The organism is uncultured Methanobrevibacter sp. (assembly GCF_902771435.1).
GTDB lineage: Archaea > Methanobacteriota > Methanobacteria > Methanobacteriales > Methanobacteriaceae > Methanocatella.
On record NZ_CACXXB010000015.1, the window covers coordinates 1 to 13,972 of the forward strand.

At 34.2% G+C, this 13,972-nt stretch carries 15 protein-coding genes; 9 read left to right on the forward strand and 6 right to left on the reverse strand.

The window, feature by feature from the left end:
- The 4 genes from QZU83_RS05200 to QZU83_RS05215 form a co-directional block, all read left to right on the forward strand.
- On the forward strand, positions 1–982 hold a 982-nt coding region (locus QZU83_RS05200), incomplete at its 5' end, for a hypothetical protein (RefSeq protein WP_295610236.1).
- A 355-nt stretch (positions 983–1,337) separates the two neighbouring features.
- Positions 1,338–1,664, forward strand: a complete 327-nt coding sequence (locus QZU83_RS05205; RefSeq protein ID WP_295610316.1) for a helix-turn-helix domain-containing protein — start codon at positions 1,338–1,340, stop codon at positions 1,662–1,664.
- A gap of 2 nt (positions 1,665–1,666) precedes the next feature.
- Positions 1,667–2,392, forward strand: a complete 726-nt coding sequence (locus tag QZU83_RS05210) for an ImmA/IrrE family metallo-endopeptidase (protein WP_295610237.1) — start codon at positions 1,667–1,669, stop codon at positions 2,390–2,392.
- A complete protein-coding gene (locus QZU83_RS05215; protein WP_366925379.1) occupies positions 2,385–2,954 on the forward strand; it encodes a hypothetical protein in 570 nt (189 codons plus the stop codon). The genes QZU83_RS05210 and QZU83_RS05215 overlap by 8 nt, the downstream gene beginning before the upstream one ends.
- Positions 2,955–3,191: 237 nt before the next feature.
- On the opposite strand, the gene QZU83_RS05220 is transcribed toward QZU83_RS05215, so the two are convergent.
- Together QZU83_RS05220 and eif1A are read right to left on the reverse strand one after the other, a co-directional pair.
- Complete coding sequence (locus QZU83_RS05220; RefSeq protein ID WP_295610241.1) at positions 3,192–3,965, reverse strand: serine protein kinase RIO; 774 nt, start codon at positions 3,963–3,965, stop codon at positions 3,192–3,194.
- 26 nt (positions 3,966–3,991) lie between these two features.
- Positions 3,992–4,297: a translation initiation factor eIF-1A gene (gene eif1A, locus QZU83_RS05225; RefSeq protein ID WP_292801700.1), complete on the reverse strand. Its 306-nt coding sequence runs from the start codon at positions 4,295–4,297 to the stop codon at positions 3,992–3,994.
- Positions 4,298–4,406: 109 nt separating this feature from the next.
- Here eif1A and glp point away from each other — a divergent pair, with 109 nt between their 5' ends.
- From glp to QZU83_RS05240, 3 genes are read left to right on the forward strand one after another with little or no spacing between them, the layout of a single operon-like run.
- Positions 4,407–5,630, forward strand: coding sequence for a gephyrin-like molybdotransferase Glp (gene glp, locus QZU83_RS05230; RefSeq protein WP_295610242.1), 1,224 nt, complete (start codon positions 4,407–4,409; stop codon positions 5,628–5,630).
- A 27-nt stretch (positions 5,631–5,657) separates the two neighbouring features.
- Positions 5,658–6,119 carry a GyrI-like domain-containing protein gene (locus QZU83_RS05235; protein ID WP_295610244.1) on the forward strand — a complete coding sequence of 154 codons (462 nt, stop codon included), beginning with the start codon at positions 5,658–5,660 and terminating at the stop codon, positions 6,117–6,119.
- An 8-nt stretch (positions 6,120–6,127) separates the two neighbouring features.
- The gene (locus QZU83_RS05240; protein WP_295610245.1) at positions 6,128–6,379 is read left to right on the forward strand and encodes a hypothetical protein; all 252 of its coding nucleotides are present in this window, start codon (positions 6,128–6,130) and stop codon (positions 6,377–6,379) included.
- Positions 6,380–6,402: 23 nt separating this feature from the next.
- Here QZU83_RS05240 and QZU83_RS05245 read toward each other — a convergent pair whose 3' ends face one another.
- The 3 genes from QZU83_RS05245 to hypD are packed head-to-tail and all read right to left on the reverse strand — an operon-like array spanning position 6,403 to position 9,470.
- Positions 6,403–7,710, reverse strand: coding sequence for a TldD/PmbA family protein (locus QZU83_RS05245; protein ID WP_295610247.1), 1,308 nt, complete (start codon positions 7,708–7,710; stop codon positions 6,403–6,405).
- A gap of 7 nt (positions 7,711–7,717) precedes the next feature.
- Positions 7,718–8,422 carry a phosphoglycolate phosphatase gene (locus QZU83_RS05250; RefSeq protein ID WP_295610249.1) on the reverse strand — a complete coding sequence of 235 codons (705 nt, stop codon included), beginning with the start codon at positions 8,420–8,422 and terminating at the stop codon, positions 7,718–7,720.
- Between the two features lies 1 nt (position 8,423).
- The gene (hypD, locus tag QZU83_RS05255) at positions 8,424–9,470 is read right to left on the reverse strand and encodes a hydrogenase formation protein HypD (protein WP_295610317.1); all 1,047 of its coding nucleotides are present in this window, start codon (positions 9,468–9,470) and stop codon (positions 8,424–8,426) included.
- Between the two features lie 90 nt (positions 9,471–9,560).
- Here hypD and QZU83_RS05260 point away from each other — a divergent pair, with 90 nt between their 5' ends.
- Together QZU83_RS05260 and QZU83_RS05265 are read left to right on the forward strand one after the other, a co-directional pair.
- Positions 9,561–11,252, forward strand: a complete 1,692-nt coding sequence (locus QZU83_RS05260) for a cytidylyltransferase domain-containing protein (RefSeq protein WP_295610251.1) — start codon at positions 9,561–9,563, stop codon at positions 11,250–11,252.
- A complete protein-coding gene (locus QZU83_RS05265; protein ID WP_295610252.1) occupies positions 11,236–12,291 on the forward strand; it encodes an N-acetylneuraminate synthase family protein in 1,056 nt (351 codons plus the stop codon). Before QZU83_RS05260 ends, QZU83_RS05265 begins: the two co-directional genes overlap by 17 nt.
- Before the next feature lie 10 nt (positions 12,292–12,301).
- On the opposite strand, the gene QZU83_RS05270 is transcribed toward QZU83_RS05265, so the two are convergent.
- On the reverse strand, positions 12,302–13,831 hold the full coding sequence (locus QZU83_RS05270; RefSeq protein WP_295610254.1) for an NERD domain-containing protein: 1,530 nt from the start codon (positions 13,829–13,831) through the stop codon (positions 12,302–12,304).
- Positions 13,832–13,972 lie beyond the last annotated feature (141 nt).

Consider the following 13,972-nt stretch of genomic DNA (forward strand, 5'->3'; position numbering starts at 1 on the left):
TAAAAAATCATACAGGACAGTATTCAACAAATACACAGCATTCCACAACATGAGTCTTTGCGACCTGTTGGCTGAAGCAATAACCGAACAGGAAAACCATACTCCGGAAAACAGATTAAGCATATACGACAGGATAATCTCATTCAGGGATTATCTAACCAAAAATCATATAGGAAACACAATTACAGACTCAATATCTAAAATCAAGACATTTTACCATTACAACAGGGTTACAATACCCTTCATACCACCGCTGAACAATAAGTATGTTAACAAGAACGATTTGATAAGCTTTGAAGACCTGCCGACAAAGGATGAACTGAGACTTGCAATGCAGTTTGCAGACGATGAGCTGAAGATGTGGATTTTGGTCATCATATCATCGGGAGCAAGCAGGTGCGAGGCCAAATCCATGACAAACAGAACACTATTTGAAGGAACAAATGCCTATCACAAAAAGGACAATTTCCATGACGCTTTAAAGTATTTGGCCAGAAAAAACAATGTTGTCTGCACCTGTAAGCTAATCAGGCAAAAGACAGACAAACCCTACTACACTTTCCTCAATCCCGAATGCGTACAAAGGATTGCAAGGATAAAACTAAGACAAGAAGATTTTGATCTGGACGCTCCGCTTTTGAAATATAACATAAACCATGTAAACCATAAGTTTAAAAAGCTGAATGATTATCTGGGTTTCGGTGAGGTTGGAGGATATGCACGGCTGCGCCCCCATATGTTGAGGAAATTCAACTCAACCCATTTGACTCAGGGGTCATTTGAAGGTGATTTGTTGGGCATGGACAGCGTTGATCTGCTTCACGGCCGTGGCAAAAACAAGACAAGACAGGCCTATTATAAGGACAATCCAGACTTTTTAAAATTCGAGTACATCAAGGCAATGAGCAACATTTCACTTTATCGAAAGTATGACTATAAGATTATAAAAGGTAGGGTGAAGGTTATCTCAAAGCCTTTGTAATGAATAGCTGATTATTCATTTGAGAGTTTAGAATTGTAATTAATAGTGCCTGAAAATTTATAATTGTAGAGGGTGCCGTCATTAACTCTATAATTTTTATTTTTTTTAAGATTTTTTATTTAATATTATTTAAATAATTATTTTAAAAATATAAAATTAATATTAATTAATATATTACAATATTATTGCTTTTATATTATTATTAAACTATTTTAATTTGTTTTAGATTTTTTTACATTTTAATATTCTATTTTCAAATTAAAATTATATTTTGATTGCAATATTGTCATATTTTTGATAGAAATATTTATATATTTTTTAGTACAAAACAGAAAAATACCAAGGGGTTGTTATGATGAATAGAATGGTAGGTAAAATTCTAAATGAATTAAGGAGGGAAAATGGATATACTCAAGAACAAGTTTCTAGTTATTTGGGAATTACCCAAAGCAACCTTTCTAAAATAGAAAATGGTGAAAGAAACTTTAACATGACTTTACTTGATAAATTATGTTTATTATACAATTGTTCTCCTGAATATTTATTGGGGGAAGATGATTCACATGAAAAATCAAGTATAGCATTTCGCAGTGATGAAAAGGTGGATTTAAACGTAGTTGCAAAAATGAATGAAATTACAGGATATTTAAAATTACTAAGAAAACTGGATGGTGACAAGTAAACATGAATAGTGTTGCATTAGCAGAAATGTTAAGACATGACTGGGGTGTTGAAAGCTTTGCTTCAATAAATATACGCTCTATAGTCTATAATAACATAAGAAATCTAACAGTACTTTGGTTTCCAATGAAAACCAACATTAGCGGGTGTTGCTCAAAAACAAAAGATGACAAAGTGATATTCATCAATACCAATCATACCATTGGGAGGCAAAACTTCACACTGGCCCATGAATTATACCACTTGCTTTATGAAGATATTGATGACTTTATCGTTTGCGGGCTCAACAACAATAGTCAAAGTGAAATAAATGCAGATAACTTTGCATCAACCTTATTGATGCCTGATAGTGCACTATACTGGTTTAAAAATAAAAATCAGATTGAAAACTGGGCACTAGAAGATGTAATTAAATGCGAACAACATTATCAGGTCAGCCGTTCTACTATGCTAGTTCGCCTTAAAAAAATGAATTGGATTAGTCAAAACCAATTTGATGAATATGGAGTTGATATAATACGTGGAGCTGACAGATTGGGTTACGATACTAGTCTTTACAAGCCATCTCCAGAAAATCAGAAATACTCTTCAATAGGTGAGTTAATACGCCTAACAGAAAAGGCATATGAAGATGAAAAGATAACCGGTGGAAAAAGAAGGGAAATATTATTAAGGAGTTTTAGAAATGACATCATTCATAACTCAAATGAGGTGAATGACCTTGAATAAACCGGTTTTTTATGATACTGACTGTTTAGAATGTTTTTTATTTGTGGGTGCGGGACATATTCTAGAAAAGTTATTCACTAAAATTGTCATTCCAGAACAAGCCTACAATGAACTAATGGATAATAACACTCCACCAATCGTAAAAACAAATTTTAAAAAATTAAAAGACGGATTTGTAGAAATAAGAGAAATATCTTTCATGTCTCAGGAATACACTACTTTTAACTTAATTAAAAAAGGATTTTGGAGTAAAACCGGTAAATGTTGTGGTGATGGTGAATCAGCAGCAATGGCATTGGCCCACCTAAATAATGGAATAGTAGCAAGCAACAATCTAAGTGATGTGGAAGAATATATCGATAGTTTGGATAAAGAACTCATTACCAGTTCAATGATTCTATCCAAAGCATTTGAAAAGGATATTGTCAGTGAAAATACTGCAAATGGATTATGGAAAGGTATGATTAAAGAAGGTATTGATTTACCTAAAAATTCTTTCACTGAATATTATGATGAACTTTACGAAAGTGATTGTGAAAGATTTTTAAAAAGTGAACGATGAAGAACTGTTGAAATATAATACGGCTATAATTGATTTAAATGGAAGTAATCATTTAATTTGATTCTGAAGAGGAAAATTGATAATGTTTTACGTGAGTTTTCGATACTGAATTGGATAATGGGATATTAGAAAAATTTTACAATGAGGAGTATTTAGAAGTTCATCAAGAATTACCAATTAATTGGACTATTAAGTTAGGTGATATATTAATGAATTAGAATCAATATGGACAGTTAATTAAAATTTAGGGTCAACATATTCCCAAATTTCTTTAAAACTGGTTTCAACACCAAGTTTAGTATATTCCCTAACTAGAGTGTTGATGTCCCTTTCTAGAAGTTCCTTTGAAATCGGATTATCCAGCACAACAGACTGTGAAACATCAATAATGACGGGTTCCTCATTTAAATTCAAAATGTTGTAGTTGGATAAATCCCCATGAACCAGTTTCGCTTCTTTTACAAAGATCTTAAGCTGAACCAGCAGTTTATTGAAAAATTCATCCGGATTTTCAGGTGGCTGGTTTCTGACAGGTTGGGCAGGGTTTCCATTTTCATCTCCAATAAATTCAATAATCAAAACATTGTTGGAGCTTGTATGCGGTTTCGGAACATTAACTCCCGCATCATACAGTCTTGTCAGGTTTTTGAACTCCTTTGTAACCCATGAATAGATTATTTTTCTTTTATTTTTGGTTTTCACATTAAATCTCGGATCGCCTTTAAGATAATAATCCATTTTTTTAAAATCAGATGTTGCTATTCGGTAAATCTTAACTGCAACATAATCCTCTTCATCGGTAATGCCGGTTAGCACATTCGCTTCCTTGCCGGTACTTATGGCACCGTTTAAAACATCAATGTATCCCTGATTAGCTAATTTATATAATGTTTCCAGAGTCAGCTTATCGAAAATTTCATTCCCGACTTTTCTGTCGGAACTGTCCTTTTTTCTTTTTCTGGAATGCAGTTTTTCGTGAGCCTTATCCGCTTTAGCTATTTTGGAATCCATTAAAATCAAAAAAATAAGTAGTGAGACTACATTTTTAAGTAGCCTTTTCTTTCAAGCCAATTTGATTCGGTTTTTGTGTATCTCCAAATTACATCAGCTTTTTCATCGGATTGGAAATCCCATGGTTTTACAAGAATAACGTCTCCTTCACGAATCCATATACGTTTTTTCATTTTTCCTGGGATTCTGGTCATTCTTATATTTCCATCTGCACAACGGACTTTTAATTTTCCGTGTCCCATAATTTGTTCAACTACTCCAGGTATTTCGCCCTTTTTAGGGGTTCTTACTCTTCTGTACTCTTGTTGTTGATTGTTATTAGGTCTTGACAAATACTCTCCTCCAAAAATATAATACAGTTATCTCCATAAGATTAAATTATTTATATATTTATCAATATACTATATATTAATTTATTGGATTTTATACAAAGTGGTGATTATGGGAACTGAATTTTTAAAAATCAAAGAATGTGATGAAGCTATTGATATTATTCAAAACTTATTTAATGAAAATCTAAAACCACAACGTGAAGAAATTGATGTTACTGAGTCTTATGGAAGAATTTTATTTGATGACGTTTATTCCAGAATGGATTTCCCGCCTTTTGACAAGGCATTAAAAGACGGCTTTGCAATACTTGCGGAAGACAGTTTCGGTGCTTCTGAAGAGTCTCCAAATACTCTGGAGGTCATTGACTTTTTGGAAGCGGGTTCAACAACTGATAAAAAAGTCGAAAAGGGCAAATGTATTGAAATCAGTACTGGTGCGGCAATGCCAGAAGGTGCTGAAGCGGTTGTGATGGTTGAATATGCTGAAAAAGAGGATGGAAAAGTCAATCTGCTTACCACTGCCACACCTTCACAGGATGTTGCCAAAAAAGGATCAGATATTGAAGAGGGAAAGCTGATTTTAAAGAAAGGGGACTTTTTGAATCCTGGAAAAATTGGTGTTTTGCTTTCTCAGGGTTTTGAAACCATCGAAGTTTATAAAAAACCGACAGTTGGTATACTTTCATCAGGAAATGAAATCACTCTTCAAGGTGAAGACTTGCCATTTGGAAAAATCTATGATGTAAATGGTGGAATGATTAAAAACGATGCAATTTCCTGTGGTGCGGATGCAAAATTCTTAGGGGTTATGAGAGACAACTATGACGAAGTGAAGGAAAAAATTACAGACTCTCTAAAAGAAGTTGATGTCCTTCTTTGCTCAGGAGGAACATCTGCAGGTCTTGGGGATGTTCTTAAACATGTTTTGGATGAATTGGGTGAAGTTTATATTCATGGAATCTCAGTCCAGCCGGGCAAACCTACGATTGTTGGGGTCATTGACGGCAAGATTGTCATAGGACTTCCGGGAAACCCAGTGTCTGCATTGATGATATTCAACGCGTTTGTGGCAGAACCTTTAACAAAATTGGCAGGAATCGATAAGGACTTTGAACTTGAAACTGTTAAAGGTAAAATAACAAAAAGAATCCACTCTCAGGTTGGAAGGATGCAATATCAGCTTGTTAAAGTCGATGGTGAAAATGTCCAACCGATATTTAAGGATTCAGGAGCGATTTTCTCACTTTCAACTGCAGACGGTTATGTTAAAATTCCAAAATTGATCGAGTTGGTCGATGAAGGTGAAGAAGTAGAAGTTTATTTATTTAATTAAGGAAATAATTTTAAGTAAGGTGTAATTATGGATTATGAAGTTAAAGTAATTCCGGAACAAAAATTAGGAGTTATTAACTGTAAAACCCCTATTGAGGATTTGGAAATATTTCTGTCTATCCTGATGGGTTGGGTTGATGCTGAAGAGATTGAAACTGAAGGCGAACCGTTCATTGTTTATTTCTCACCAAGGCATGAGGTTAATGATGGTGATGTTGTATATGACGTAAGTATTGCCATTAAAGATGATGCTGAAGAAACCGACAGGATTCGTGTTGTTGACATGATAGAAAACAAGGTTTTGGCCGGAAAGCATTTTGGGTCAACCGACAACATTTTGGACACTTATGCAGAGTTGGTTGATGTCGCTCAAAAGAATAATTACCATATCATAGGATCTCCTAAGGAAGTTTTAATTAAAGGCATTCACAACTGTGATGATGAAAATGAATTCATAACTGAAATTCAATTGCCTATCATTGAAATGTAGGTGTTAACATGTCTAAAAAGGAAAAAATTGATTTTGATAAAGAACTTGAAAAAATTGCCCGTAAATCTAATCTGAACATTAGAAAATCAGAATATGCTTTTGAAAATCAATTGAAAAAATTGGATAAGGATATTGATAATCTCACAAATAAAAAAATAAAAGAGTTTGATAAAAATAAGGAATTGACTCTTGAGTACTTGTCCACTGAATATAAACAGGATTCAATTGACAGATATAGGGAAAAATTAAATAAGATTTAATTTTCCTTTTCTTTTTTTTTAAATCATTGGCCGACAACTCTTAAATCGTGCACTAACAATTTAGGAATGATGAATGAGCCATATTGTTTAATCTCTGAGTTTAAACCTTCTACCTTTTTCATGATTTCAAAGATATTTCCGGAAATCATGGCTTTTTCAACAGGGTCGGTTAACTCACCATTTTCTATTTTAAATGCGTTGCTTGCTTCAACTGAGAAATCTCCTGAAATAGGATTTGCAGTATGGGCACCTAAAACGCTGGTTGTCAGAACACCTTTGTCAATCTCGGATAAGTCTTTCATTTCACTGAATTTAAACTCCAGATTGCTTGGACTGATCATAGGGGTTGAAAAGTATGACCCTCTAAATCCGTTGGATGTTGTCTCAACGTTTTCCTTATTTGCAGTGTAGATGTCGTAAATGAATGAGTTTAAAACACCTTCTTTAATCAAATCGGTTTTTTGAGAAACGCTTCCTTCTCCGTCACATTTTGTAGAATACATTCCCTTTTCCAAAAGAGGATTGTCAATGATTGAAAGGGTTGGGTTGGCAATTTCCATGCCTATTTTATCCTTTAAAATGGATCTTCCACGTCTTACATTTTCACCGTCAAACGCTCCGATGAATGTTTGTAGAAGTCCTGTTGCAGCATAATAATCTAAAACTACATCATAATCATTTGTTTCAATCGGTTTGGTTTCCAATGAGTTTTTAGCCAAATCACAAACTTCATTCGCCAACTTTTCACCGTCAATGTCAAAGAATCTTGATGACTGTGAATTATATGCTGTTGCAATTTTGCCGTCTTTTTGAATGGTGACTGACAATCCTATTCCAAATCCTGTTCCTTTGTTTTCAATTGAAACGTCATTGGAATTGATGATTAATGACCTGCCTTCACTTGCACTGAAGCCGGAACCGGTCACGTCACATCCGCTATCTGTTGCAGTTGAAATTACTGTTTTTAAAACTTCAACAGATTCATCAAGGTTCAGGTCGTTGAATTTATTGTCATAGACTTTTTTGACATCCATGACTTTTCCAGTTTCTGAAAAAGCATAATTTTCATCGGTTTTATTCAGTTTTGTATTTTCAACTGCCTGATTTGCAGTTTCGACTATCTTTTCTAGGTTTGATGTAAATGCAAACCCAATCTTATTGTCTTTAATGACTCTAATTCCAAGACCCAAATCTATTTCTTCCTTTGCGAAATTCAATTCGTCCTGTTTTGAGTCCAGTTCTATGAGTTTTGTTTCATCAATGTATATTTCGTAAGCATCACAATTGTTTTCAATAGCCTTTTGGGCTTTTTCGGCTAGTTCGTATATCATATTATCACTATAGTGCAAATTTTTCAATGGCTTCTGCCACTCCATCACCATACATTTTTTCACAGGTGTATGTGCTTATCTGCTTTAATTTGTCTTCCGCATTTCCGACAGCTATTTTGTAACCGGCCTCTTTGAGGAAATCCTCATCGTTTTCGCTGTCTCCAATAGCCATTATATTTTCCATATTTATTCCGTTTCTCTCACATAAATATCTGAGTGAAGTTCCCTTATTCACTCTTTTATCGGTTACATGGAGTGCAAAACCGCTGTCATAAATTTCAAGTTCGTCAAGGTATTTAAAATCTTTCAGGGCTTCTTCCAATTCATCCCTTGAAAGAGTTTTATAAAACACAGTTTCAGTCAGCCTGTACATATTGTCATGGGAAGCATGAACGTCAAATTTCTTGCCTAATTTTTCCTTTAGGTGGGCTTCAGCAGATGTCACAAAGTCCCGTTCAACCAATGTTTCAACGGCATTGTTGTTTTCTCCTTCCTTAAAGACAACGCCTCCATTTTCACAAACGATTCCTCCGCTGCATCCGATAAGAACTTCTGCAGCATATGCGTAATTTACGACATTTCCGGTAACGATTATTGTAGGTATTCCTGCATCTTCTGCTTTTCTCAACGCTTCAATTGCAGATATGCAAATTTTTCGAGTATCATCTGTAATTGTTCCGTCTATATCTACTGCTATTGCTTCTATTGTCATGTTATCCTCTTGAATATCTGTGTGCAATGTTGCATGTTCCTTCTTTACTTACCATACATGCTCCTATTGGGTGTAGCGGATTGCATGCTTTTCTGAATAGCTTACAGTCTTCAGGTCTTGCAAGGCCTCTTAAAATTGGTCCGCAGATACATCCTTTAGGTGCTTCATTAACGTCCTTGACTTCAATGTCATATTTTTCACGAGCGTTAAAGTCTGCAAATTCGTCCTTTATTTCTAAAATTGAATTTGGTATTTTAGGAAATCCTCTCCATTCCCTTGAAGTCACATCAAACACCTGTTCTATCATATCTTGTGCAATGACGTTTCCCTCTTCCTTAACCGCTCTTTTGTATTCATTTTCAATTTTCGGTGTTTCATTGTGAATCTGTCTTAAAATCATATAAACTGACATCAATATGTCAAGCGGGTTAAATCCGGCTACTGCCTGAGGTATTCCAAAGTCTGTTGAGAAATATTCGAAAGGTTTGGTTCCGATAATTGTACAGACATGTCCTGGTTGAATCAATGCATTCAAACTGGTTTCTCCAGAGTTAATTAAAAAATCAATTGCTGGAGGAATTAATCTGTGACATGAAAGGACTGAAAAGTTTTCAGGAGGGGTGGAAAGAAGTTCTGCAGCTGTTGTAGGGGCTGTGGTTTCAAAACCTGCTGATATGAATGCAACATCGTTGTCCTCTTTTTCAGCTATTTCAATTGCTCTGTTGATACCATAAACTACTCTAACATCTCCTCCTTCTGCTTTAGCATCTGCAAGGGATCTTTCAGAACCAGGAACTCTCAACATGTCTCCGAAGGTTGTGATTGTAACTCCTCTGTCAATGAGTTCCAATGCTTCATCGATTTCACGTGATGGCACAACACAAACAGGACAACCTGGGCCTGCAATGATTTCTACTTCGTCAGGAAGCAAACTTCGTATTCCATTTTCCATTATTGTATGTTCGTGAGAACCGCATACGTGCATTATCTTAACGGGTGTAGATAATTCATTTATTTTCTCTAATAACTTTTCTGACATATTTCTCATATTCATATAAACACCGAAGATTTAATATTGTATTATAAATATATTTAGTATTGGATTAATTATATTTTATTATATTTTTAAGGGATAAATATGTTTAATAATAATATGATTTTGGTTGTTATTCCGGCGAGAGGGGGTTCAAAAGGGATTCCCCGCAAAAATTTAAGGCTTATGGATAACAAACCTTTGATTTCTTATTCGATTGGGGTGGCCAAGGTGTCCCAGTATGTTGATGATGTTGTTGTAACAACTGATGATTCTCAGATTGCATTGATTGCTGAAAAATTTGGAGCCAGTGTTGTTAGACGTTCAGAAGAATTGTCCAGTGATGATACTTTATTGGACCCGGTTATCCATGATGCTATGATTCAGAAAGAAAAATTGGCTTTGGATGAATACGATATTGTTATTACTCTGCAGCCTACGTCTCCATTAATTAAAACCGCAACTTTGGATAAGGCTATTGAGAAATTTGAAGATTTTGGTATTGACAGTGTCATTTCCGTCGTTGATGACAGGCATTTAAGCTGGGGATATGATGAAAACAATCAAAGATATTTCCCTAATTATATAGAAAGGCTTAATCGTGATGATTTACCCAAATCCTATAGGGAAACAGGTGCTATTTTAGCAACAAGAAGGTCTTTTGTTAAGGAAAATTCACGTTTGGGTTCCAATATAGATATTATTGAAATATCCCGTGAAGAAAGTGTGAATATTGAAACTTACGAAGATTGGTGGCTTGCTGAAAATTATTTAAAAAAGAAAAGAATAGCTATTGTAGTGAATGCAAATGAGGAAATTGGAACCAGTTATATTGACAGGTGTCTGGCAATCGCATCCAAGCTGGTGTTCCATGAAGTACTGTTTTTAATTGATGAACATCATCAGATGGGTGTCGATATTGTGAGCGGATGCAATTATTCTTATAGAGTTTATGAGGATTTAGGAGATTTATTCACTATTTTAAAGGAATTTGGCACTCATATAGTTATAAATGATATTCAGGACACTTCTGAGGAATACATTTCCAGTTTAAAACAGGAAGGTTATTTTGTTGTCAACTTTGAAGATTTGGGAGTGGGCGGTGATTTAGCCGATGTGGTCTTCGATGACTTGTATGAACATGATTTGGCTGAAAGAAATGTTTTCACAAGCCATAAATATTTTATTTTAAAAGATGAATTTTATTATCAGCCTGCAAAAATCATCACGAATGATGTAAAACGGGTTTTAATTACATTTGGTGAACAAGATCCTCATAATTTCACTGAAATGGTAATCCAAGCAATTTTGGCTACAAATTACGAGGGCAGGATAGATGTTGTTGTAGGTAGGGGTTATGGCAATTTGGAAGAGCTTATTTCCAGATATGAGTCCAATCCATTAATTCAGATTTATCAGAATGTTTCTAACATAAGCGAATTCATGTTCAAGTCAGATATTATCTTCACTTCTGCAAGCAAATCAATTTACGAAATTTGTTCAATAGGCATTCCGACAGTATGCCTGTGCAAGGATAGTCGTGAGGAATCTCATGCCTTTGTAACCCGCAACAACGGATTTATCAATATGGGTCTTGGAGAGTTTATAGAAAAACAGGAACTGATAGACATATTCATTAAACTTGTAAACGACTTTGAATTAAGAATGGATATGCATGAAAAGATGAGGTCCATTGATTTGAGATACGGTTTTGAGAATATGGTGTCTGTTGTAGAAGAGGAATACAGAAAATTCGAATTCAATAAAAATAATGATAATCATGTTGGTCTTCAATAAAAAACCTTTTTTAATAGCGGACATTAGTATTAATGTGTTTGAATTTGCAGACAGGGAAAAAATTTCATATATCGATTCTGCGAAATTTCTCATTGATGAAGCGAAGGCATGCGGTATAGATGCAGTGATGTTTCAGTCATATACTGCAGAAAATATTGTTTCACGAGACGCTTCAGCTTTTGAAAATTTGCCTGTTGATTCTCCCAATTTTTATTTTGATTCCATAAAAAAATACGATAAATTTGGTGTTGGAGATTATAAAACTCTTGCTGAGTACTGCAATGATATAGGCATGGTTTTTTTATCAACTCCTCATGATATGGATGCTGTTGATTATTTGGATGAATTTATGGATATCTTTCAGATTTCATCTTCTGATTTGACAAATATTCCGTTTATCAAACATGTGGCAAGTAAAAATAAACCGATATTGCTCTCAACTGGCGGAGCAACATTGCTTGAAATCAAAAATGCCATTAAACTTATAGAGGATGTTTCCACATGTGATATTGTGATAATGCATTCTATTCTATCATTTCCAACTGAATATGATGATGCAAATCTGTTGATGATTAAGGATCTGGTGCAGAATTTCCCTGATTATGAAATCGGATATTCTGACCATACAAGACCTGATGAAAACATGATGGTTTTAACAACTGCCTTCAATTATGGTGCAACTGTTCTTGAAAAACATTTCACTTTTGATAAGGAATTGGGGGGTCTGGATTCAAGTTATGCAATGGATGCTGATGATGTCATTGCTTTTAAGAGAAATGTTCTGTTTTTATCTAAAATCAGTGGTCGCAAAAACAAACAGCCATTGATTTGTGAATCATTAACATTAAGGGAAACCAGAAAATCAGTTGTTGCCAATAAAGACATTGAAAAAGGAAGCATTATCGATGAATCCGACATCACATTTAAAAGACCGGGCACCGGAATTTCCCCATCACAAGTCGGTGATGTAGTTGGAAAAGTGGCGGCAAGGGATATTTCTAAGGATTCATTAATTAGTTTTGAAATGTTAAAAAATTAAAAAAAAGAAATTAAATTTCTGAAGAACAATCTGCAGAGTAGTTGTTAATTAAAACAGCACATTTGTCAATTGTTTCAGAATCTAATTTTATTGTACTTGTCTGGATTTGATTCAATAATTCTTCAATGAATAAGTCCTCATCTGTTAAAGGCATATTTATTACAACAACCTCATTGTTTATGAATCCCACTAAAGGTTCAACAAAGCAATTCTTAATGTTGTTGTCATTGAGGAAGTTAATCAAATCTTCTCCTAAACTTAAAGCTTTTTGTTTGACTTTATTGTCTTGAGAGAATTTAGCCTGTTTGGTAGTATATCTGAATCTGCTCATGTTTCCAGTTGATGTTGGAACTTCTTCAATTTTATCTTCATCCAATTCTGTGGATCCGATTAAATTTAAATTTTCATTTTCAGATTCTAATCTAAGTTTAGGATTGTATTTCTGTGAGATGAGTGCATAAATTCCAGTTGGACCTACTACCAAGTGATTGATACTGGACTTTGAAGTAGGAGTTTTCACATTGTAAAACACATAAAATTCTTCAGGCAAACTTAACAAGTGTTCTCTGATAATTCTTGTTCTTTTTTCAGTTTCTTTTACGTCTCTGGATTTATACAGTCCATAACATATGATAATTACTCCAATAAATAAAGCAACGATTCCAACACCACTATTTATTAGCAATATTTCAATGATACTTAGAATGAAAATAACGGCTCCGACAAGAAGTATGGTGGTATTTGTATCCATATTGGTTATGTCGAAGTCATCTTTACCTAAATATCCCACTCCTGTTTCAGGTTCGGGAACACTAAGTTTTTCAATGAAACTTCCAAATGATCTTTCAGTAGGCTTGTTTTGGACATTATTTGGATAATATTCGTTCATTCCTTTGAAAAATTCATTTTTAAGATAATCTTTCAAAATATTATAATCATTTGTTTTTGGCACGGCGAATTCTCTTCCAAATTTTGATAAAACAGCTTGAGGAATTGTTGTTCTAGCAGTTCTAGAATTTTTTTCTTCTTCTTCCTTAAGTTCTTGCTCTTTTTTTTCATCTTCCGCAATTTCGAGCATGTGTTCTTCGGAGAAGAAGTTTTCTAGTCTGTTAGTAAATGACTTGAAGGAGCGGGAATTATCCTCTGTTAGTTCTTCTACAGATGTTGGTTCTTCGGATTTTGTTTCTCTTTTGAAGTTTTTAACTTCTTCACGTCTTTCTTCAAGATAATTATCCAATTCTTTATTTAAATCATCGTCTAAATATCTTAAAGAACCTCCACAACTATCACATTCATAATCAAGTATACTATCGCTGCTTTTGATTTTAAATTTCAATCCACAGTCTTCACATTGAACAATGTGGGAGTTATCATACTTGAATGAACTGATAAATGAGGAACGGGAGCTATTTTCTTCATCAGAATATTCTTCCAAGTATTCCAAGTCACCTGCACATGAAGAACACTCGAATGTAGTGATGTCATCATCATCATCGAGCTGGTATTTTGCACCACAGTTCTTACAGCATACAACTTTCATATTATCCTCTTTAATTTTAACTTATATTATTACTTTTTTATTTTTTTAATTATATATGTTTCTAATTAATCATAATTTGACTTTGCAAATTAATTTATTTTACTTGTGATTTTCAATAAGAATAGTCATTTTTCATTATTG